Source organism: Daejeonella rubra, assembly GCF_900103545.1.
Taxonomy (GTDB): Bacteria; Bacteroidota; Bacteroidia; order Sphingobacteriales; family Sphingobacteriaceae; genus Daejeonella; species Daejeonella rubra.
The window spans coordinates 121,711-144,947 of the sequence record NZ_FNHH01000009.1 but is presented as its reverse complement, the minus strand read 5'-3'; the positions used below and the strand labels follow the sequence as shown (position 1 = coordinate 144,947).

Annotated in this window: 17 protein-coding genes and 1 other RNA gene; 6 read left to right on the top strand and 12 right to left on the bottom strand. The window is 37.9% G+C overall.

The features are described 5' to 3' along the window. Window positions 1-74: 74 nt before the first annotated feature. Both recQ and kdsA read left to right on the top strand, forming a co-directional pair. Complete coding sequence (gene recQ, locus BLR27_RS08720) at window positions 75-2,261, top strand: DNA helicase RecQ (protein ID WP_090703848.1); 2,187 nt, start codon at window positions 75-77, stop codon at window positions 2,259-2,261. After that, on the top strand, window positions 2,261-3,073 hold the full coding sequence (gene kdsA, locus BLR27_RS08715; protein ID WP_090703845.1) for a 3-deoxy-8-phosphooctulonate synthase: 813 nt from the start codon (window positions 2,261-2,263) through the stop codon (window positions 3,071-3,073). Before recQ ends, kdsA begins: the two co-directional genes overlap by 1 nt. 43 nt (window positions 3,074-3,116) lie before the next feature. Here the strand turns inward: kdsA and BLR27_RS08710 are convergent, their stop codons facing one another. The 6 genes from BLR27_RS08710 to BLR27_RS08685 all read right to left on the bottom strand — a co-directional run bounded on the left by BLR27_RS08710 (window position 3,117) and on the right by BLR27_RS08685 (window position 9,631). Beyond that, window positions 3,117-4,010, bottom strand: coding sequence for a sugar phosphate isomerase/epimerase family protein (locus BLR27_RS08710; protein WP_090703841.1), 894 nt, complete (start codon window positions 4,008-4,010; stop codon window positions 3,117-3,119). Window positions 4,011-4,035: 25 nt separating this feature from the next. Then, entirely contained in the window at window positions 4,036-4,998 is a 963-nt protein-coding gene (locus BLR27_RS08705; RefSeq protein WP_176767646.1) for a hypothetical protein, read from the bottom strand. Window positions 4,999-5,034: 36 nt separating this feature from the next. Beyond that, a complete protein-coding gene (locus tag BLR27_RS08700) occupies window positions 5,035-6,399 on the bottom strand; it encodes an enolase C-terminal domain-like protein (RefSeq protein ID WP_090703837.1) in 1,365 nt (454 codons plus the stop codon). Between the two features lie 152 nt (window positions 6,400-6,551). Next, entirely contained in the window at window positions 6,552-6,980 is a 429-nt protein-coding gene (locus tag BLR27_RS08695) for a DUF6526 family protein (RefSeq protein WP_245704483.1), read from the bottom strand. 2 nt (window positions 6,981-6,982) lie between these two features. Continuing rightward, window positions 6,983-8,893 (bottom strand): OmpA family protein, encoded by a 1,911-nt coding sequence (locus BLR27_RS08690; protein WP_090703829.1) that lies wholly within the window; start codon window positions 8,891-8,893, stop codon window positions 6,983-6,985. Between the two features lie 114 nt (window positions 8,894-9,007). Then, a complete protein-coding gene (locus BLR27_RS08685) occupies window positions 9,008-9,631 on the bottom strand; it encodes a 7-carboxy-7-deazaguanine synthase QueE (RefSeq protein ID WP_090703825.1) in 624 nt (207 codons plus the stop codon). A 91-nt stretch (window positions 9,632-9,722) separates the two neighbouring features. Here BLR27_RS08685 and BLR27_RS08680 point away from each other — a divergent pair, with 91 nt between their 5' ends. Next, entirely contained in the window at window positions 9,723-10,052 is a 330-nt protein-coding gene (locus BLR27_RS08680) for a Rieske (2Fe-2S) protein (RefSeq protein WP_090703822.1), read from the top strand. Window positions 10,053-10,707: 655 nt separating this feature from the next. On the opposite strand, the gene BLR27_RS08670 is transcribed toward BLR27_RS08680, so the two are convergent. Both BLR27_RS08670 and lepA read right to left on the bottom strand, forming a co-directional pair. Further along, the gene (locus tag BLR27_RS08670) at window positions 10,708-11,586 is read right to left on the bottom strand and encodes a bifunctional 5,10-methylenetetrahydrofolate dehydrogenase/5,10-methenyltetrahydrofolate cyclohydrolase (protein ID WP_090703816.1); all 879 of its coding nucleotides are present in this window, start codon (window positions 11,584-11,586) and stop codon (window positions 10,708-10,710) included. Between the two features lie 84 nt (window positions 11,587-11,670). Next, window positions 11,671-13,458, bottom strand: a complete 1,788-nt coding sequence (gene lepA / locus BLR27_RS08665) for a translation elongation factor 4 (protein ID WP_090703813.1) — start codon at window positions 13,456-13,458, stop codon at window positions 11,671-11,673. Window positions 13,459-13,645: 187 nt separating this feature from the next. Between lepA and BLR27_RS08660 the strand changes: the two genes are divergently transcribed. The 3 genes from BLR27_RS08660 to BLR27_RS08650 all read left to right on the top strand — a co-directional run bounded on the left by BLR27_RS08660 (window position 13,646) and on the right by BLR27_RS08650 (window position 16,652). Continuing rightward, the gene (locus BLR27_RS08660) at window positions 13,646-14,767 is read left to right on the top strand and encodes an NAD(P) transhydrogenase subunit alpha (protein WP_090703809.1); all 1,122 of its coding nucleotides are present in this window, start codon (window positions 13,646-13,648) and stop codon (window positions 14,765-14,767) included. Between the two features lie 110 nt (window positions 14,768-14,877). Next, window positions 14,878-15,186 carry an NAD(P) transhydrogenase subunit alpha gene (locus tag BLR27_RS08655; protein ID WP_090703805.1) on the top strand — a complete coding sequence of 103 codons (309 nt, stop codon included), beginning with the start codon at window positions 14,878-14,880 and terminating at the stop codon, window positions 15,184-15,186. Window positions 15,187-15,245: 59 nt separating this feature from the next. Next, window positions 15,246-16,652 carry an NAD(P)(+) transhydrogenase (Re/Si-specific) subunit beta gene (locus BLR27_RS08650; RefSeq protein ID WP_090703802.1) on the top strand — a complete coding sequence of 469 codons (1,407 nt, stop codon included), beginning with the start codon at window positions 15,246-15,248 and terminating at the stop codon, window positions 16,650-16,652. Window positions 16,653-16,738: 86 nt separating this feature from the next. Here BLR27_RS08650 and BLR27_RS08645 read toward each other — a convergent pair whose 3' ends face one another. The 4 genes from BLR27_RS08645 to smc form a co-directional block, all read right to left on the bottom strand. Continuing rightward, complete coding sequence (locus BLR27_RS08645; protein WP_090703798.1) at window positions 16,739-18,118, bottom strand: sigma-54-dependent transcriptional regulator; 1,380 nt, start codon at window positions 18,116-18,118, stop codon at window positions 16,739-16,741. A gap of 108 nt (window positions 18,119-18,226) precedes the next feature. Continuing rightward, an RNA gene (rnpB, locus tag BLR27_RS08640) (RNase P RNA component class A) lies at window positions 18,227-18,609 on the bottom strand. A gap of 10 nt (window positions 18,610-18,619) precedes the next feature. Next, window positions 18,620-19,546, bottom strand: coding sequence for a M28 family peptidase (locus tag BLR27_RS08635; protein ID WP_090703794.1), 927 nt, complete (start codon window positions 19,544-19,546; stop codon window positions 18,620-18,622). Window positions 19,547-19,601: 55 nt separating this feature from the next. Then, window positions 19,602-23,153 (bottom strand): chromosome segregation protein SMC, encoded by a 3,552-nt coding sequence (smc, locus tag BLR27_RS08630; RefSeq protein ID WP_090703790.1) that lies wholly within the window; start codon window positions 23,151-23,153, stop codon window positions 19,602-19,604. Window positions 23,154-23,237 lie beyond the last annotated feature (84 nt).

Below are 23,237 nucleotides of genomic sequence, written 5' to 3'. Positions count from 1 at the left end.
ATAGATATTTAATCGCAAAAATATGTTATTTTGAATATTATTATGACCTATTTTCAATTTTTTCCAGTTAAATAATGGAAATAAACAAATCGTTATTCGATAATTTACAGAATTTTTTCGGCTTCGATAACTTCAAAGGTGATCAGGAAGCTATTATAACCAGCATACTTCAAAAGAAAGATACATTTGTTATTATGCCAACAGGTGGAGGTAAATCCATTTGTTACCAGTTACCGGCTTTGATGAGCGAAGGTACAGCAATTGTAATTTCGCCACTTATTGCCCTGATGAAAAATCAGGTAGATCAGCTAAGAGCTTTCGGTGGAACAGATAGTATTGCCCATTTCCTTAATTCATCTCTTAATAAATCTGAGATCACTAAGGTCAAGGAAGATGTTACCAATGGTGAAACTAAATTGCTTTATGTAGCTCCTGAATCATTAACAAAACCAGAAAATGTAGATTTTCTGAGAGGTATTTCAATTTCTTTTGTTGCTGTTGATGAAGCACACTGTATTTCAGAATGGGGACATGATTTCAGGCCTGAATATCGCAGGATCCGCCAGGTGATTGACAATATCGGAGATAATATTCCGATTATTGCTCTAACCGCAACAGCAACGCCAAAAGTTCAGCAGGATATTCAAAAAAATCTGCAAATGAACAATGCCTCTCTTTTTAAATCCTCATTTAACAGACCTAATTTATTTTATGAGGTAAGGGCAAAGCGTGATGTTATTAAAGAAATTGTCAGGTATGCTAAAATGAATTCCGGTAAATCCGGGATCGTTTACTGTCTGAGCCGAAAAAAGGTTGAAGAAGTTGCTGAAGCATTAAAACTTAATGGAATAAAAGCGCTCCCATATCATGCAGGTCTTGATCCTAAAACCCGTGCGGAAACACAGGATAATTTCCTGATGGAAGATGTAGACGTCATCGTTGCAACCATCGCATTTGGAATGGGCATAGATAAACCTGATGTTCGTTATGTGATCCATCATGATATCCCAAAAAGTATGGAGGGTTATTATCAGGAGACCGGACGATCAGGCCGTGATGGTGGTGAGGGTATTTGCGTTGCCTTTTATTCGCAAAAGGATATAGATAAGCTGACTAAGTTTATGAAAGATAAACCTGTTTCTGAAAGAGAAATAGGTACTCAAATTCTTAAAGAAGTTATTGACTATGCCGAATCATCTGTATGCAGACGTAAACAGATACTTCATTATTTTGGTGAGAATTTCAATGAGACAGGCTGCAATAATATGTGTGATAATTGCCGCCATCCTAAGAAATACTTTGATGCTGAGGCTCCATTACTTAAGGTTTTGACTCTGATACGGGATCTGGGGGAAAAGTTCGATGATCAATATATCATCAATATCATGTTGGGTATTGAAAACTCCCAGGTTGTATCTTATGAACACGATAAGTTAGCGGTTTTTGGTTCAGGCAAAGAAGATGGTGAAATACTTTGGAAATCTTTATTACGCCAGACCGTATTGAACAATTTTGTTCAGAAAGACATTGATAATTATGGTCTTTTAAAACTGACAAAATCTGGTAATTCATTTATTGAAAATCCATATTCTATTAAGTTTATACTTAATTATCTGATGGATGAAGTTGAAGATGAGGTAGAAGAGGCCCAGCAGCAAAGTGGTGCTTTGGATACTCAGTTGCTCCAAATGCTGAAAGATTTAAGGAAAAAGATAGCGAAACAAAAGAATCTTCCACCGTTTGTGGTTTTTCAGGATCCTTCTTTAGATGAAATGTGTACTCACTATCCAGTTTCTATTGACGAACTCAAGCAGATACAGGGAGTTGGCTCCGGGAAAGCACTCAAGTTTGGGCTGCCGTTTATCGAACTGATCAAAAAGTATGTTGACGATAATGATATTGATCGTCCGGTAGATCTGGTCATAAAAAGTGCCGCCAATAAATCTGCTCTTAAGGTATCTATTATACAAAATATTGATCGTCAGATTGCTCTGGAGGATATTGCTTCTGCCAAGGGAATCTCATTTGATGAAATATTAAAAGAGCTAGAAACTATTGTAAACTCCGGTACAAAGCTTAACCTCAATTATTATATTGATGAATTGATTGAGGAAGACAGGCAGGATGAGGTATATGATTATTTCAGGTCAACAGAAATCGACTCGATCGATGAAGCTCTTTCTGAACTCGGAACAGAAGATTATACCCGCGAAGAAGTGCAATTAATGCGTATTAAATTTTTATCGGAACTAGGAAATTAATGATCAATAATATTCCCCAAATAAAACATACCCAATCAGGTAATTTCTTCCTGATGGCTGGACCCTGTGTAATTGAAAGTGAAGAAATAGCTCTCAGAATTGCAGAAAGAATTGTAGGTATTACTGATAAGCTTGAAATTCCTTTAATCTTTAAAGGATCTTATCGAAAAGCAAACCGTTCCCGCCTTGATTCATTTACCGGTATTGGTGATGAAAAGGCACTAAAGATCCTGAATAAGGTGAGCAGGGAGTTTGGTGTTCCTACCGTTACAGATATTCATGAAAGTCACGAAGCTGCACTTGCAGCAGAATATGTGGATGTTTTACAGATTCCTGCTTTTTTATGCCGTCAAACAGACCTTCTTATTGCAGCGGCCCTCACCGGTAAAGCGGTGAATGTAAAAAAGGGACAGTTCCTTTCTGCAGGTTCAATGAAATTTGCAGTTGAAAAGATCCAGGATTCCGGAAACCCGAATGTGATCCTTACAGATCGTGGTAATACTTTTGGCTATCAGGATATTATTGTTGATTACAGGGGGATTCCAGAAATGAGAAGTTTTGGTGTTCCTGTGGTAATGGATTGCACGCATTCATTGCAACAGCCTAATCAGTCCAGCGGAGTAACAGGAGGGAAGCCTGCTCTAATCGAAACTATTGCCAAAGCGGCTATTGCTGTAGGCGCAGATGGTTTATTTATTGAGACACACCCTGATCCTGCTAATGCAAAATCTGATGGAGCAAATATGCTTCATTTAGATCTGCTTGAAGATCTAATGGTTAAATTGATTAGGATCAGAAAAGCAATTTCCTGATCCCGGTCATTTATTCTTTAAATTTCTATTCAGTTTAGAATTCTTAATAAATATTTGCCTTAAGCCATTGCACACTTGATGCCGGATCTTCAATTGTTTTAGATCCATCCTGTTCAATGAATGCATGTTTTACTCCTGACAGTTTGGAGTTTTCATAAATATGCTTGAAATCAACCTTGCCTTTTCCTACAGGGCATGGTTTTCCACTTGTTTTATCAAGATCCTTAACATGCCATAAAGGGAAACGTCCAGGGTATTTTTTGAAAAGAGCAACAGGATCCATACCGGCGGCTGTTGCCCAGGCAAGATCCAGCTCCATGAATACCTTATTTTTATCGGTATTGCTTAAAACATAATCAAATGCTGATATTCCTTCAATCGGAGTAAACTCAGATTGATGATTATGGTAAGCAAATTTCATTTTGTTTTTTGCAGCAGCATCACCGGCCTTAATGAAAATATCAGTAGTCCGTTTAATTTCATCCATCGTATTGATTGATGAACTGGAACAAATTACCCACCCGCAACCTCCTTCAGCCGACTCATCCACAATCTGTTGAAGATTATCCCTCAGGTTTCTTGAACCAGCAGTAACCTGTGCCGACCTTGGTAATCCTCCAACATGATTTCCGATCCATTTCAGACCCAGATCATTGACAATGGCAGCAAATTCCTTTGCAGAATGTCTGTAATATAAACCACCGGAACCTGTAGCCGTTTCCAGTTCTTTGATACCTATATCAGCAATCTGCTTTAGAATGGTTTTAGTATCTGCTCCAGGCGAGTTAATTAAAGTATTAAGAGTATATACCTGAAGGCCCATAGGGGGATATTTGAGTGCCATTTTACCGGGTAGTCCGGCATTTGCCCATTTAGGTAAAGTGCATCCAAGAGCAATAATTGCTGAATTTTTCAGGAAGGATCTTCTATCGGTCATTATATTATTATTAATATGTTAAAATCTATTTTTTATCAATTGTATAGAAATCGTATGTGATTGCCCAGGTAAATTCCTTCCCGGGTAATGCATCGATCTTTATAAAGGGTTCAGGACTTAATGTTGTAGGAACAGACCAATACATGAAATGTGATAGGGGACGGTCAGATCTGATTCTCACTGCGGCTCCTGTTTTTTGATTTTCAATCCTGAAATCATAATCTCCAACGTTTGTTCCTGTAAAGCCTGTTGGGTATTCCATGGTGCTTTCGCCTTTTTTCAAATCCCTTGTATAGATCATTTTATTGTCCTTGAAATTCATTAGACTCTTTTTTGCAGGCTCTGAACTGATTTTAAAAGGCATGCTGACCATAAAATCAGGTCCTGTTGTCTGATTGTCGATCACGAAAAAATTATGATTAAATACACTTGTGTTGATAGCTTTTTGCCCTATGTTTTTTAAACTATGTTCCAAAATCATTTGTGCTTTTCCTTTTACAAGGCGGACTGTTTTCTTGTAGATATATGAATATCCGGAATCATCCTGAAGGGTATGTGTGAATTCAACCCGGTCTCTTTTCGTTCTGACTTTCCATTTCCCTGCGTTAAGCACTTCAAAATGGTTGCTGAACCTGTATGGTTCATTTTTTATCTTACGTAGTGTACCAATGCCGATCTTCAGGAATTTTTCGCCTGGAGCGGCTGTAGTATAATCTATTGGATCAAATGCCTCTACCGGGCCCGTAATTGCATCATGCCTTTTGGGATCGTGTTGGGGGTACCATTCACCGAAATACTCATGATCTTTATATTTCAGACTATTTATTACGCCAGACCAATCAAATCTTGTTCCCCTGTAAAATCCATTTTTAGCATCAGGAAGGTATAATTTAGCCTCAATCAATCCATTAGATATACTTGATTGAGGATATTGTGCAAAAATGCCGGATGCCGAAAAAATCAGAATTCCGAGAAGTATTTGTTTCATCCAATAATTTTTAAAATTTATCAATTAATCAAATGGTTAAGGTCTGATCAAAGTGCCATCCGCTTTACGTACCTGCCAATTGGATTTAGTACCAATCGGATATTTTGCTGCCTCTTTTTCATTGATATCCACCCCAAGTCCAGGAACTTCATTCACAGACATATATCCATTTTTCATTGTAGGGCAACCAGAAAATACTTCCTGCATTTTATCGGAAAATTTCACAGACTCCTGAATTCCAAAATTCCATACGGCAAGGTCGATATGGGCATTTGCTGCATGCCCAACAGGAGACACATCACCCGGGCCGTGCCATGCAGTTTTAATATTAAACCATTCGCCCAGTCGGGCAACTTTCATGGCAGGAGTGATGCCACCTATCTGGGAGATATGTATTCTGATATAATCAAACCACTGGTTAACCATTGGCATTTTAAACTCATTGATATTATTGAATAGTTCACCCATGGCAATAGGAACAGATGTACTTGCTCTTAATTGCTTAAACCATTCCATATTTTCAGGAGAAAATGGATCTTCAATAAAAAATGGGCGATATTGCTCAAGTTGTTTGATCATATTGATCGCATCCATCGGCTGGACGCGTTCATGGATATCATGCAATAACTCTACATCATCACCACAATATTTTCTTGCAGCCTCGAAAATTTTTGGAACGGAACGCAGATAAGTTCTTTCGTCCATGAATGCATCGGTCTCTCCACCAAATCCTGCTTCCTTAAAGTCTGGTTTCTTTTGATTTACTCCAACTGCACCATAGCCACCCTGCTGTATTCTTACATACTTGTATCCCTCATCAATGAACTTTTTGACATTTTCTGCAACTGCTTCTGGTGTATTTCCACTTGCATGGGCATAACAAGGAACTGCAAATCTTACTTTTCCTCCTAGAAGCTGGTAAACAGGCATATTGGCACGTTTGCCTTTTATATCCCAAAGAGCCTGATCTAATCCGCTTAAGGCATTATTCAAGACAGGGCCATTCCTCCAGTATGAACTAACATATACCCCATGCCACATATCCTCAATATTATCAACGTCCTTTCCGACACAAAAATCATTGAGATAACTATTTATTGCAGCTACGACAGCAACTGCACGCTGTGTGAATGTAGCACAGCCTAAACCATACAGTCCGGGCTCTGTTGTTTCAACTTTAACAACGATCAGATTTGACCCGCTTGGTGCTGTGGCTATAGCTTTTACACTTTTAATTCTCACCGGCGCCATTCCCTTTGTATAATCGGGACTGGCATTTTCTGCTGCTTTGGATGATGGGATAGCACCAAACATACCCATCATGCCAGCGGTCGAACCAATTCCAAGAAGTCTTAATGCCTCGCGACGGTCGAGGGTGTTTTGATTTTTTTCAGTATCCATATTTATGAATTGATTTTCTGTTAACCTTCCCCTCTAAACCTGCAATTAAGTTAATTATATTTAAGATATTTTTGTTTGCAAATAGTTAATAATTGCTGTTTGGATATAATTAACCGTTTTTTATCTGTTTTTCTGATTACCGGAAATATTATTTAAACTCTGTAATAATCAGGTTTCCAGTTTTGGATGGCTTGCTTAATTGTTTTAGGGTCCAGGTTTTCCGAAAGTGTTCTTTGCACCAGTTTTGGAAATTCTTCATCCGATGCAAAGCGTAATGCAATTATTTGCCCCATTTTAAGTTCGGATGGCAGGGGCTTTCCGGTTAGAATATAATGTCTGAAGTTTTCTTCAGAACGAATGGCTCTATCCTGAGCTTTTAAAGGGAATGAACGTGTATACCAAAAAAGGAGACAGCAGCATACAAAGAGTAGAGTTATTAAACTGGCAGAATAAAAGCTTTCATTATTCCATGATCCGTAAAGATTGAAAATTGAGCCTGTTAACCCTGATAATATGAAAAGAGTTAGTATTCCGTGATAGCCCGTAACCAGGCGTGCGTGGTTTTTGTAGTTTTGTTCCATGATTATTTATTTGTGATTTTAAATTCTGTTCGTCTGTTATTTTTTCGGCCTTGCTCAGTTGAATTGTCAGATATTGGCAAGCCTTCACCATATCCTTTGAAACTTAAATTCTTTACAGGTATTTTATTGATTATCAAATAATCATAAACTGTTTTAGCTCTGTTTTTAGAAAGAATCAGGTTTGATTCATCCTCTCCAATACTATCAGTATGCCCGCCAATTTCGATAGAAACTGTTGGGTTTTCTCTAAGGAAAAGAATTAGTTGTTGTAATTCTGATTTAGATTCCGGTAAAAGATCAAATTTATTGGTTTCAAAAAATATATTGTTGAGTATGACCATTCTTCCGATCTCGATTTTCTGAAGGGGTACTTCAATTATAAATGGTTTGTTTTCCTGATCCCCTGTAAGTGTAAAATTTTGTGAATAAAACAAATATCCTTCTTTTGATACGGTTAACCCATACGATTTTCCTGCAGGTAGTGTCGCAAGAAATTGTCCGTTTTCCGGATCTGTGATTTCATCATAAACAGTATTTCCTTTGGTCAGATTTGTAATTTGAATTTGGGCATCCAATACCTCTTTGCTAAGATTATCAAAAACCTTCCCTTTAACATAAGTAACTGATCCGGGTCTTGCTTTTTCGGGCAATTCAAAAGAATAAATATCCAACTTGCCATATCCATCCTTCTGATTGCTTGAGAAGAAGGCCAGTTTTCCACTGCTGCTTATGCTTAATCCGCTTTCTTCTGAAAATGAATTTATTGGAAAGCCCAGATTTTCAGGTTTTTGCCAGCCCGTTTGCTTATCTCCTGAGTAAGTTTTTCGGCTTAAGAACAGATCTTTATTTCCCAGACCAGGCCATCCGTTTGATGAAAAATAGAGACTTTCATTATCCGGATGAATAAATGGTGATTGTTCATCATATGAAGTATTAATATCAGGTCCCAAATTAACAGGACTAGCCCATGATCCATCCGAGTTTAATTCAGAACTCCAGATATCATAGCCACCGTAACCACCCTGACGGGTACTTACAAAGTACAAGGTCCGGCCATCGGCACTGATTGATGGTTGTGATTCCCATCCTGCTGTATTTACTGGTCCGCCAATATTAAATGGTTTACTCCAATCATTTCCTTCACGCTTAGAAATATAAATATCACATCTTCCTAAACCATCGGGACGGTTACAACCGGTAAAAAATAAATAGTTGCCATCCGGTGAAATATTTTGGGCACCTTCATTAAAATTGGATGTGTTAATTTCTTTGCTAAGAAACTCAGCTACAGACCATTCGCCATTTCGTTTTGTACTTTTATAAAAGTCCTCATTACGGTTTGTCTGCCGTGTATAAATGATCATTTCTTCATCTGCAGTAATAACAGGAAGGTATTCGTCTTCTTTGGTATTAATTGCCGGACCAATATTTATAGGTTTAAAGGGAACAGGAGTTTTTATGGCTTCAAGACTAAATGTACAGTCGGCAATATATTTATTGATATTATCCCTGCTAACAGGATTGAGGCCTGGGTAAGTCAGATATTTGTTGAAATGTTGTATTGCATTGGCATAATCACCCGTATTCAGCTCAGATTCAGCGATTCCAAAATAGGTGAGAGGATGGAATTCAGGGTCGACTTCAAGAATTTTTCTATAATTATTCAGGGCATTGGAATAATTCCCTGATTTTCTGTAAAGGTCACCTAATTGCTGATAAGCAGCAAGAAAGTTATTATCCAGTGATATAGCCCGGTTAAGCTCAGAAATAGCCTTATCGTATAACTTATAAGAAATAGCTTGATTAGCCTGTTCATAAGCCTTTTGTGCCTGCTTATTAATTGAACTTGTCTGCTTTTGAGCAAAGACAGATCCGGAAACAAGACAGAAAATAAATAGTATACACTTATACATACATTTTGGGGATTTCCCTGTGTATGAAGGTAAAAAATAATCAGTACTTAGTCTACTGGAATGAAACAAAGATTTAATACTTTGACTGATCAGATGAAAAATGCCAAAAACAGATTATGGTATGTTAAGGTATTTATGGGTTTGAAGTGAAACTTCCCATTTAGGATTCTGCATGACATAATCAATGATGAGGGGGGTAATTTCTGCACTTTTAGACCATTCAGGCTGTAAATATAATTTACAGGTATCTGAAACATGAGCGGCATGTTCTTCTGCCCAAAGAAAATCACTTTTATTAAATACGATCACTTTTAATTCCCCTGCAAAGGGTAAAATATCTGGTCTTGGGGACTTAAACTTTTTAGGTGATAAACAGATCCAGTCCCAGCTTCCCGAAAGAGGATATGCACCGGATGTTTCAATAAATGTTTTGATGCCTCTTTTTTGTAATTCCGCTGTCAGATAGTCAAGATTATAAATCAGGGGTTCACCGCCTGTTACAACCACCGCCTTTCCCGGAAATTTTTCTGCATTCTGTACAATTTGGTCAGCTGAAGTCAGCGGATGTAATTCTGCATCCCAGCTTTCCTTCACATCACACCAATGACAACCAACGTCGCAACCACCCAGGCGAATAAAATAGGCGGCTTTTCCTGAATGGAATCCTTCGCCCTGGATGGTATAAAACTCTTCCATTAAAGGTAATAATGTGCCGTCAGGCGGAATTTGGTGTGCCATTTTGTAATTTAGGATGCAAATATACTTAAGTTTAATTTCTCAACCTTGCTTTTAGAGGATTGAGACATAAAATTGACAATTTTTGAAACCCATGAACTGGATTAAAATATTTCCCTTATCGATTTTATCGGCTGAAGACTTTCTGAAAAAAATTGATATTTCCGGTAAAAAATTATGTGTAGTTAAAACAGAAGAAAAGTTCTACGCTATACAAAATAAATGTCCTCATGCAGGTGCTGAACTAAGTAATGGTTGGTGTACTAAAGGAAAAATAATTTGTCCATATCACAGACAAGAATTTGATCTTGAAACAGGCAGGGGAGCTCCGGGTCAGGGTAATTATGTGGATACTTATCCTGTTGAAATTAAAGATGATGGAGTTTATGTGGGGATAAGTAAGCCCTGGTGGAGGTTTTGGTGATGCCCCTAAGTCTTAAATCAAAATCATGGATTTTTCGGATTGCTTAAATGGTTAAATTTTTATACTATTTTAGTAAGTAACATTAAGTTAATCATAACATTAAGGACAGTTTTTAAATGAAAATAGGCTATAGTAATCGACATCTAACCGTAAACTTAATTTTAGGTTTATTTTGGTTTATATGGTTCTTATTTGAGAGTAAAACCAAAGACCCAACAAATTGGTCAGATTTTGTGAAATTAGGTTTTTCTCTTTTATATTTAAGTCTCTACCTGCATAAACGACAAATCAAATATTTAAGCATTGAAAGTGGATATATTAAAGTGAACGATTTATTTGGATTAGGAAAGAAAATAAACTTAAACGAAATAAATAGTATTAAACAGTTTTCGAAGGGCTATACACTCAAGACAAATAATAGGGATTATAAAATCAATACTCATATTATTGACCCGAATTCACTCGCTGACCTGAATAAGGAATTGGAAAAACTAAATGTCGAATGGAATTAAAATTCCCACAGTATTCTAATTGTTCTGTCCGAGTTTAGCGTAGCGCCTCAACGGATTTTCAAATAAGCTTGAGTCCCCTGGCTCCTCATCACTAGATCGCTTCAGTTAAGTCTAAGGACAGGAAAACTAAGACTAAAAATAGATTAATAGATCTCTTTCTTAGCCGAAGCCAGAGTGTTTTTCAATAATCCAACAATGGTCATCAATCCAACTCCACCGGGTACAGGTGTTATCCAGGATGCTTTTGGAGCAACGTTTACAAAGTCAACATCACCATATAATTTGTATCCTGATTTTGTTTCAGTTGAAATTTCACGATTCATACCAACGTCAATAACAATGGCGCCATCTTTTACCATATCAGCGGTAACAAAGTTTTTCTTTCCGATTGCCACGATCAGTATGTCGGCATCGAGACTGAATTTTTTAATATCCGGAGTTTTGCTGTGACAGATCGTAACAGTACAATTCCCGGGATTGGTATTCCGGGCCATTAAAATGCTCATCGGTGAGCCAACTATATTACTTCTTCCAATAACAACACAATGTTTTCCGCTGGTTTCTATTCCATATTCCTGTAACATCAGCAATATACCATAGGGTGTTGCAGGAAGGAAGGAGGGTAGGTTACGCTGCATCCGTCCAAGATTTACAGGATGAAAACCATCCACATCCTTTTCGGGGGATATCTTCTCAGTTACTTTATCAGCTGATATATGTTTTGGAAGTGGAAGTTGGACAAGTATTCCATCTGTTTCCGGATCCTGATTTATTTCATCTATTTTTTTCAGTAGCTCTTCTTCAGTGATCGAACTTTCATAGCGATATAATGTCGAATTAAATCCCACCTTTTCACAGTTCTTTATCTTGCTGGCTACATATGTTTCTGAACCCCCATCATGACCAATAAGTATGGCTACCAGGTGTGGTTTTCTGCCGGTTTTTTCAAGGATTTCAGCTGCCTCAACAGCTATTTGTTGCTTTAATTTTTCAGATACAAATTTTCCGTCCAGTAATTGCATTTATGTATTAATTGGGTATTTATTAACATTCAACAGCTTATTAACATGTATTATTCGCTATTCGCGAAATACGAAAATGAATTATTAATCCAGTTTCAGAACAGCCATAAACGCAGTTTGCGGTATTTCGACATTTCCTACCTGACGCATGCGCTTTTTACCTTTCTTTTGTTTTTCCAGAAGCTTTCTCTTTCTGGAAATATCTCCACCATAGCATTTTGCAGTTACATCCTTACGTAAGGCTTTCACAGTTTCCCGCGCAATGATCTTTGCACCGATAGAAGCCTGAATAATTATTTCGAATTGCTGACGTGGTATTAATTCTCTTAATTTCTCACAGATCTTTTTCCCGAAATTATAGGAATTTGTCCGGTGAATAAGTGAAGATAAGGCATCCACAGGTTCAGCATTTAAGAGGATATCCAAACGAACCAGATCTGACTGGCGGTATCCGATCTGATGATAATCGAATGAAGCATATCCCTTTGAAATTGTTTTTAAGCGATCGTAAAAATCGAATACGATCTCACCCATAGGCATTTCAAAGATCAGTTCAACACGGTCTGAAGTCAGGTAAGATTGATTGACTATAGTGCCTCTTTTCTGAATACAAAGCGACATAATAGCACCTACATATTCAGATTTTGTAATGATGTTTGCCTTGATATAAGGTTCTTCAACATGGTCCAGTTTACTTGGGTCAGGAAGATCAGAAGGGTTGTGAACATCAATTTCTATTCCTTTGGATGTAAAAGCTTTATAGGATACGTTTGGAACGGTTGTGATGACCGTCATATCGAATTCGCGTTCGAGACGTTCCTGAATGATCTCCATATGAAGCATTCCCAGGAATCCGCAACGGAAACCAAATCCTAAGGCAGCTGATGATTCCGGTTCAAAAACAATGGAAGCATCATTAAGCTGCAACTTGTGCATACTTTCTCGGAGCTCTTCATATTCATCAGTATCTACCGGATAAATTCCGGCAAAAACCATTGGTTTAACCTCTTCAAAACCCTTAATTGGCTCTCTGCTTGGTTTGTCTTTATGAGTGATGGTATCTCCAACCTTTACTTCGCGGGCTTCCTTTATTCCGGATATGATATAACCAACATCACCTGTTTTAATGACATCTTTTGGCTTTTGTGTTAGTTTTAATGTCCCAACCTCTTCAGCGATATAATCCTTATCCGTGGCCACGAACTTCACTTTATCACCTTTACGGATTTCGCCGTTCAATACTTTATAATAAGCAATGATTCCCCTGAAGGAATTAAATACAGAATCAAAGATCAGAGCCTGTAATTCGCCGTCAGGATTACCTTTTGGTGCAGGTACACGTTCCACAATAGCCCTGAGGATATTATCTACGCCAAGTCCGGTTTTACCAGAAGCCGGAATAATATCTTCACGCTTGCAACCGATCAGTTCAATTATTTGATCTTTTACTTCTTCGGGCATAGCACCGGGAAGGTCCATCTTATTTAAGATTGGAATGATCTCAAGATCATGTTCCAGGGCAAGATATAAATTTGAAATTGTTTGAGCCTGTATACCCTGTGAAGCATCTACAATCAGTAGTGCACCTTCGCAGGCAGCAATTGAACGGGATACTTCATAAGAAAAATCCACATGTCCGGGTGTATCGATCAGGTTTAGAACATAAGGTTGCCCATCCTGAATATAATCCATTTGGATTGCATGGCTCTTAATGGTGATTCCACGTTCACGTTCCAGGTCCATATCATCAAGCAACTGAGCTTGTGATTCACGCTGAGTGATTGTATTGGTATACTCAAGAAGACGATCAGCTAATGTGCTTTTACCGTGATCTATATGAGCAATTATGCAAAAATTACGTATGTACTTCATTTGAAGCGCAAATATAGTTTTTTAAGCTCAAATTATGGATTAGTTCTTCTATTTATGCCAAGATCTACTCCCGCTTGATTTATACATATTTTTTGATCCAGAGGAATTTGTATTTTTTTCATGATGAATATATGACTACTACATTTTTTTACTATTTTGTCTGAAACACTTATATACAGCGAATTCAATGACTATTGGCATCTTACGCGAACCGACTTCAGAATCCAGGGTTTCTTTAATTCCCGAACACATCGCGGTACTCAAAAAACAGAATATTCATGTATTAGCGGAGCATAATTGCGGCAGCCTTGCTTTTGCATCAGACTCCCTGTATTCAGAACAGGGCGCTGAGCTCAGCTCAAGAGAGAATGTTTTGAAGAACTCTGATATTCTCCTTAGTATTCATCCAATATCAAATGAGGATTTGAATCATGTAAAAAAAGATGCAGTTGTTTTAGGAGTTTATAATCCCCTGGCCAATTTTGAATTAATAAAGGAATGGGCAGGGAAAGGATTAACTACATTTAGCATGGATATGCTCCCCCGCACTACCAGGGCTCAGAGCATGGATATTTTAAGTTCACAGGCAAATATTGCAGGGTATAAAGCAGTTTTACTTGCAGCTATGCAGTTGCCTAAATATTTTCCAATGTTCATGACCGCTGCAGGAAGTATAGCACCTGCAAAGGTGATGATACTAGGCGCAGGGGTAGCAGGACTACAGGCCATTGCAACAGCTAAAAGATTAGGAGCAGTTGTGGAAGTATTTGATACCAGGCCAGCTGTTAAAGAAGAGGTTATGAGTTTGGGGGCGAAATTTATTGAAGTCGAAGGTGCACTTGATGCCTCGAAAGCTGGTGGATATGCAGTAGATCAAACAGAAGAATACAAACAGAAACAGCAGCAGCGAATTGCAGAAGTTGCTGCAAAAGCAGATGTGATCATAACTACTGCTCAAATACCGGGCAAGAAAGCTCCGATACTTTTACCTGACAGTATTTTGGATTCTATGAAAACCGGTTCACTGATCATTGATCTGGCATCTGCTACTGGAGGAAACACCACACAAACTAAAGACAGAGAAACTGTGGTTTATAAAAATGTGACCATTATCGGTAACTCAAACCTTCAGGGAACCATGCCTTCTGATGCAAGCAAGCTTTATGGAAAGAATATTTTAAATTTTCTCCAGTTGATCTTCGGAGCTGAAGGACAGATCAATCTGAATTTTGAAGATGATCTGGTCAAGGGTACCTGTATCACATATAATGGCGAGGTTTGTAATGCAAGAGTGAAAGAACTTTTGTAAGTTTTAGGTTTTAAATTTAATTAATAAGAAATAGGTTATTGGTATCAGATTTTTGTTCGATTGTTTTTATAAGCAATTAGCAACCCGGATATAATCATTAAAATAAAAATATGGAAACAATGTTTAGCTGGCTATCGCTGCATCAGGAAATGATCTACATCGTAATTCTGAGTGTATTTCTAGGAATCGAAGTAATTGGTCGAGTACCCAGTGTTCTGCATACCCCTCTGATGAGTGGAGCAAATGCCATCCATGGTGTGGTCATAATAGGAGCAATCATTGTTATGGGAAAGGCTGAAAGTAATAATCTGCTTGCGCTTACGCTTGGATTCCTTGCAGTGATCCTGGGCACCTTAAATGTGGTTGGCGGATTTGTGGTGACAGATCGGATGCTGGAAATGTTTAAAAAGAAAAAATAGAAATTTAGTGCTTTCAGCTTTATACTCAAGATAATTTCACATTAAGAATTTAGAATAGAATGGAATTAAATATACTAATCATTTGTTACCTGATCGGATCTGTAACGTTTATCATCGGATTAAAGATGTTAAGTCATCCGGAAAGTGCCCGAAGAGGAAACCTTATCGCAGCAGCGGGAATGGCAATTTCCATTTTGGGAACCATTTTCCTATATGAAGAAGGTGGAGTTAAGCTTGGAAATTATATCTGGATCTTTGCAGCATTGATCATCGGTACCGTTCTGGGTACTATAGCCGCCAAAAAAGTGAAAATGACAGCTATGCCTGAAATGGTCAGTCTGTTTAATGGTATGGGTGGTGCTTGCGCTGCATTAATCTCAATAGTAGAATTTGATCATCTTAATCATCAAATTCAGTCTGGCGGAGCAACTGATAGTGGCACACTACTGATCATTTTTGCCGGTTTGATCATCGGTACTATCTCTTTTGCCGGCAGTATGATTGCATGGGCAAAACTTAATGGAAGAATAAAGGATTTTGCCTTCAATGGTCAGCATATAATGAACCTGGTTATTTTTGCAGTGATTATTTGTCTTTCAGCTTATCTGATTATTTCTGGTGATCCTGCTGCAGGAACCTTGTTCTATGTGGTTTTTGTGTTGTCAATCATTTACGGATTGTTTTTTGTTTTGCCGATCGGTGGGGCAGATATGCCAGTTGTAATTTCCTTGCTGAACTCATTTACAGGGGTTGCAGCAGCGTTCGGTGGATTTTTATATGATAATCCTGTGATGCTGACCGGTGGTATTTTGGTTGGCTCAGCAGGTACTATCTTAACCATCCTGATGTGTAAAGCCATGAACCGGCCATTGAGTAATGTATTGATTGGTTCATTTGGTGGTGCTTCATCAGGTGCGGCAAGTAAAGATCAGGGAGCCTATAAAGAAATAAGTATCAGTGACTCAGCAGTTGTAATGAGTTATGCAAAAAAGGTGATGATCGTTCCTGGCTATGGTTTGGCCGTTGCTCAGGCTCAGCATGTTTGCCATGAACTTGAAAAATTACTAAGTGACAAGGGTGTTGAAGTTAATTATGCGATCCATCCGGTTGCAGGCCGTATGCCAGGGCATATGAATGTACTTCTTGCAGAAGCAGATGTAGATTATGCCAGATTACTGGAAATGGAACATGCAAATGAAGAATTTCCTCAAACTGATGTTGTTTTAGTGCTGGGAGCAAATGATGTTGTAAACCCTGCAGCTAAAACAGACCCCGGATCTCCAATTTATGGAATGCCTGTACTTGACGTCGAACTGGCTAAATTGGTTATTATTAATAAAAGAAGTATGAATCCGGGTTATGCAGGTATTGAAAATGAACTCTTTTTCCAGCCTAAATCTTCCATGTTATTTGGAGATGCGAAATCTGTACTTCAAAAATTGGTAGCAGAAATAAAAACGCTTTAAGATAAAAGCAAAAAGCCAAAAGGATAAGGCTGGCATGGACTTAAAACATGCTTTAGCTTTGTGCTTTTGGCTTAAACTATATTCTTTTAATCGGCCCTTTTTAGCCCATATTTTTCAATCTTACTATATAAATGACTTCTCTGGATATCAATATCATCAGCTGTTTTTGAAACATTCCAATTATTCTTTTCCAGTTTGTACTTTATATAATCACGTTCTGCAAAATCTTTGTATTCCTGGAAATTTGTAAACTGATCAAAATTTGTGTGATTATTACTTGCACTATTTTCAGATCCGGATGAAAGTGAACCAGGGTTAGCATAAGCTTTTACATCTTTATCTGTGATTACTTTATCACTAAGGATGATCAGACGTTCGATCATATTCCGAAGTTCTCTGATGTTACCTGTCCATTCCAAAGCCTGTAATGCTTCCATGGCCGCGTCATTGATCTTTTTTACAGGCATCCCATAATCTTTGCAAATTTCTTCACAAAAATTTTGTGCGATCATCGGAATGTCTTCCTTTCGTTCTGTTAAATGAGGAACATGGATAAGGATCACACTAAGGCGATGGTAAAGATCCATTCTGAAATTACCTGCTTCAATTTCTTTTTGAAGATCTTTGTTGGTTGCAGCAATTACCCGAACATCAACTTCGATTTCTTTTTCACCACCTACACGGGTTACTTTATTCTCCTGAAGGGCACGCAGAACTTTTGCCTGTGCAGAAAGACTCATGTCGCCAATTTCATCTAAAAACAGAGTTCCGCCACTGGCTTGTTCAAATTTTCCTATTCTTTGCTTTATAGCAGATGTAAAAGACCCTTTTTCATGACCAAACAATTCACTTTCAATTAATTCAGAAGGAATTGCAGCACAATTAACCTCAACTAAAACGGAACTTCCACGGTTCGATTTTTCATGAAGCCAGCGAGCGACTAATTCTTTACCACTTCCATTAGCTCCGGTAATTAATACACGGGCTTCAGTAGGAGCCACTCTTTCAATGGTATCTTTTATTCGTTGGATAGCTGCTGAATTTCCAAGTATCTCTCTTGTTCGACTGGCTTTACGCTTTAAAACCTTGGTTTCGGTAACCAGGTTCTTGCGTTCCAACGCATTCCTGACTGTAAGCAGAAGCCGGTTCAGGTCAGGTGGTTTGGTTATAAAATCATAAGCCCCCTTTTTGCTTGCTTCGACGGCAGTTTCTACCGTTCCATGCCCTGAGATCATTATAAATGGTAAATCTGGTTGAATTTTAAGTCCTTCGCTGAGAACTTCCATTCCATCCATTTTATTCATTTTGATATCACAAAGGATCAGATCATACTCATTTTTTCTAATGAGCTCCAATGCGTCAGCACCGTTATCTACATCATCAACCTGATATTCTTCGTATTCAAGGATTTCGCGTAGTGTATTACGGATTGCTCTTTCATCATCTACGATTAAAATTTTTGCCATATGTATAGTCGTCAGCTCAAATATCCTGCCAATTAAACCTGATAAACAGGGAATTTAACTAATAGTTTATTTGGTAATTTAAATTCCTTATCCAGGTATTGTAGTTTAATAAAAAGCAAGCCTGTAAGCCGGGTTCTGTTTCCCGAAAACTCGGGAATTCTATCATTTATCTAGCCACGTAATTACTCGCGTGATCTAACGACCTACCCATTCCGGAAAATGCCGCATTTGCGGCATAAGGAAACGAGCAGCTTCGCTTCCGGAACCTATTTGGTCTTTCAACTCCTGGGGTTTACCGCACCTCATGTCACCATGTGATGCCGTGAGCTCTTACCTCACGTTTTCACCTTTACCCACCTGAGCGGGAAGTATATTTTCTGTGGCACTTTCCGTCACCAATTTATGGCGCCTTCCTGTTAGGAAGCAGAATGCTCTGTGTTGCCCGGACTTTCCTCCTTGATTTGCATCACGGCGATAGAACGGCTTGCAATCCAAAGATAGTTATTTTGTTTTTAAGGAATCTGCGGTATTTGCCTTTATCTTATTTAGGTCTTTATCAAGTTTAATTATACTTCTTAGTATAGCAATTGAAGCTGAATGAAAAAAATCCTGATTAATATTAGCGAAAATATCAGTTGGCTTGTGATAATCATCATGATCTTCAACCCCGAAATAAATAAATGGTATATTTTCCTTTGCAAAAGGACCCTGATCACTTTGCATGGTCCAATCATCCTTGCCTGAACCAGGAATGTCATGGCCAAACAGGATGTTTATTCCTGTATTTTCATCCGCACCTTTTATTATCTCCTTTAAAACCGGAGTTTTGTATGTACCTGAAGCATATAGTTCTGACTTGTCATTATGAGAAACCATATCCATATTAACATTCAGTATAATGGAGTTTCTGGACGGTAAAGGTTCTTTTATAAAAGCATAAGCCCCTTGCAGACCCATTTCTTCTGCATCAAAAGCGATGAACAGGAGCGTATTCCGGGGTTTGTGGTCTTTGAAATATTCAGCAATTCCTAATAATACAGAAACTCCTGATGCATTATCATCGGCTCCATTATATATCTGTGAATTATTTACTCCCACATGGTCATAATGTGCTGAAATTACGATCACATCATCTGTTTTACCTTTTACAAACCCAATTAGATTGGTTCCGTTTATAGGCTCTGACTTCCTGTTTTTAAAACTAAATGGATGTCTGAACTTGTCCTGAAATGACCTAAGGCCAGTCTCCTTAAATCTTCCAGAAATATATTCCGCTGCTGCATTATTTCCGTCTGTTCCTGTTTTTCTACCAGCATACTTATCTGATGATAACGTTTCTATATCTCTAAGCAATTTAGAACGATCTACATCCTGGGCATTTGCCAAAAATCCTGTAAGTAAAGCAATTGTTATTAGTAGTTTCTTCATATCGATCTTATCAGGATATAGACAGTAATTAATTTTAGGATTATCGGTTTAAATATTAAGCAACTTCGCGAATGTCAACTGCAACTACTCTGGATACACCTTGTTCAGCCATTGTAACACCATATATAATGTCTGTACTGGCAATTGTTCGCTTATTATGGGATACAATTATAAATTGTGAGCGGTCTGAAAACTCACGAATGATATTATTGAACTTGTCAATATTCGTATCATCAAGAGGAGCGTCAACCTCATCAAATATACAGAATGGAGCGGGTTTTAGTAAATACAGAGAGAACAGTAAAGCTGTAGCTGTCAGAGTTTTTTCACCTCCTGATAGCTGATTTATAGAAAGTGGTCTTTTACCTTTTGGCCTTGCAATAATGTCAATATCAGATTCTAATGGATTAGAGGGATCGGCTAATATCAGATCACAACTATCTTCCTGATTGAAAAGGGAACGGAAAACCTCTATAAAATGTGTTCTGACATTTATAAATGCATCCATGAACTTTTCTTTTGCGGTATCATCTATTTCTTTAATTGTCTGTAATAAGGATGCCTTAGCTTCTGCAAGATCTTTTTTCTGTGATTGAATGAATGTATACCGCTCATTCATCTCCTGATAGGCTTCCATAGCCATAGGATTAATCGCACCAAATTCATCAAGCTGCCTTTTGAGCCGTTCCGTTTTCTCACGCAGATCCTGCTCGTTTTCAGACCCATTTTCGGTATTTATCTCTTCATCCAGCAGATCGGAAATATCAATTGAAAATTCAACGGATAATCTTTCTTTTAAGGCATTTAACTCCAGTTTGATAGCTGTTTTCTGATCTTTTAACTCGTTGCTGATAAGGTCTGACTGTTCTTTATTACGACGCAGAGTACTAATATTTTCTTCGATCTCAGTGATCTTTCCACGTGAGGTATAATATGCCTGTTCGGAATCTCTTACAGCAATTTCAAACTCTTCTTTCTGTGCATACATTGCAATCAGATCTTCATCCGAATGATCTGCATGCTGTAAAGCATCCTTGATACTAATTTGTGTTTTCTCAAATTCTGCCTGATTGGATTCTATTCTGGTTTCGAATGTTCGTTGCTGACTTTCTCTGTATTCGAGATCCTTTTCTATTCCTGAGACTTTGTTCTGCTGCTGATGAAACCGTATATTTTCCTGATTGTAAAATCCCGATTTTATGTTAAGCGACTCAGCAAGGTCATTATACTCCTGCTGAAAACTGAGGAGTTGGGCCTGCTTAATTTCTTTACTGTTCTTTAATTCCAATAGTAGGGGCTCAGAAGCCAATAATTCATTGCTGATACTGGAAATCTTAAGTTCTATGTCTTGTTTTCTGTTCAGGCTGTTTTCAATAAATGCCAGGTATTGTTCTTGTTTTGTCTTTACTGAAGTAAACTCATTACCTAACTTGTTAATTTCTACCTGCACTAATTGTAACTGTTCCTTTTGGGATGAATCAAGTAGGTTTTTAAGTTTTTCATCCTCAAATGAAATTTCATTTTTTAATTTTATGATTCCTGCTTCTGTTGTATGGATCTCTTTGTTAAGCTTTTCAAGGTTTTTAGCACGTCCGATTCGCTTACCTTCAAATAATCCTACAGAGCCTCCTGACATTCCAATTCGGGTCTTAGAGAACATCCCTGATTTACTAAGAATTACGTATTGTTCTTCTGGCAATGAGGACTTAATTTCCTGTTCATCACCTGATTCCAGGAGATAAACATTGTATAAAAGTATTTCGCACAGCGGACGGTATTTTGAATCCGTATCAATTATTTCCAGTGCAGGAATCAGGTTTTGACTAGTTAAATTATCGGTAGTACGTTTAGCTATTTTATTAAGGGCATCCAGTATGAAGAAGTTTGCCCGTCCTCTTGATGAATCATTAAGCAATTGGATGGCCTGAATAGCCTCCGATTGTGTTTCAACAACATAATGGTTCATTACAGGTTCAAGATAGTTCTCAATCGCGATCCGGTATTCTTCGCGACAAAACAAAATGTCTGAAAATAGGGGAGCCTGTTTCGCCCAGGCAGTATTTTTTTTCAGAAAACGAATTGATTCCGGAAATCCTTCCAGATTGTCAACCATCGATTTGGTCAGATTATATTCGTTTTGCTTAGAGTCTAGTTTTCGGCTTTCCTGATTCAGTGATTCTTTAAATTCTTTTAACTGTTCAGTACTTCGCTGAATTTGTCTGTTAAGCTCATCTTCAAGCTCTTTATTGTGATTAAATTCCTTTTGCTTGCTCTCCAGTCTGCTACCGATCTCAGCAATCACTTTATTAAACTCGTTCAGTTCAGTCTCTTTTGAACGGGCATCCTCCATGTTACGGCTACCTTCCTGATAAAGAGCATCTTTTTGGATATGAAGGATCGCAATATCTTTTTCAAGTTTATACACCTGGTTCTGAAGCTCGTTGTTTTCTGTGCTGTATGTATCCAGTTCTGACTTCGACTTTTGCTGCCTGGTTCTTAGTTCAGTTATTTCCAGTTGCTGCGATGATACAGTATTTCTAAGTTTTTCAAGAATTTCACTTTCCTGAAGATGTTCTTCATTCAAGCGTTTCTGATTGTAAAAAACATGATTTAATTGATTTCTGTCTTTTTCTAATTCATCACTCAGCCTGCTTTTTTTATCCTCCAGAAATCTTAATTGTTCGTTTTTTAGCTTTTTTTCACTCTCATAATTCCTGATCTTAGATATAAATTCATTACTTGCTTTTTGTTGAATGGACAGGTTCTTCTCCAGGTTCAAATTATCCAGTTTTAGCTGCTGTATTAAAGCTTCCAGATTACTAATTGAAGTACTGATCCCGGTATTACTAAGGGAATGTTGTTGCTCCTTGTCTTCAAGCCTTGCAAGTGATTCCCTGAAACTAATTATTCGAAAGGAAGCAAGCATGATGCTTAGACTTTTATACTGCTCTTTTAATTTAAAGTAGCGCTCAGCCTTTTTGGCCTGATTTTCAAGTGTTTTAAGGTTTTTATCTATTTCAAATAGCAGATCCTCAACCCGGCTCAGATCTGCTTCTGTATCTTTTAGCTTGTTGAAGGTTTGTTTCTTCCGAAGTTTGTATTTGGATATCCCGGAAGCCTCTTCAAATAATGCACGTCGTGAATTGTCTTTGTTGGCAATGATCTCATCGATCATTTTAAGCTCAATAATAGAGTAGGAGTCTGACCCGATCCCGGTATCCAGGAAAAGGTCTGTAATATCCTTCAAACGACAATGAACATCATTTAGCCTGTATTCACTCTCACCTGAGCGATAGAGCTTTCGGGTAATGGTAACCTTGGTGAAGTCTGTCGGAAGTATATTTTTGGTATTATCAAAGGTTAGGGATACCTCTGCAAGATTGGAAGGCTTGCGGGTTTTTGTGCCGTTGAAAATAATATTTTCCATCTTTTCAGAGCGCAGCATTCGTGTACTCTGTTCTCCGAGTACCCAGCGTATTGCATCCACAACATTCGACTTCCCGCAACCATTAGGTCCGACAATAGCAGTCACACCTTCGTTAAAGTTGATCGTGATTTTATCACCAAAGCTTTTAAAACCTTTAATTTCCAGTTGGGTAAGCTGCATTTCTTTATTTCCGCAAGTTGCGAATCTCAATTACATTTATGGGGACAATTTATAAAATAATACAGACCTATATAATTTAAAAAT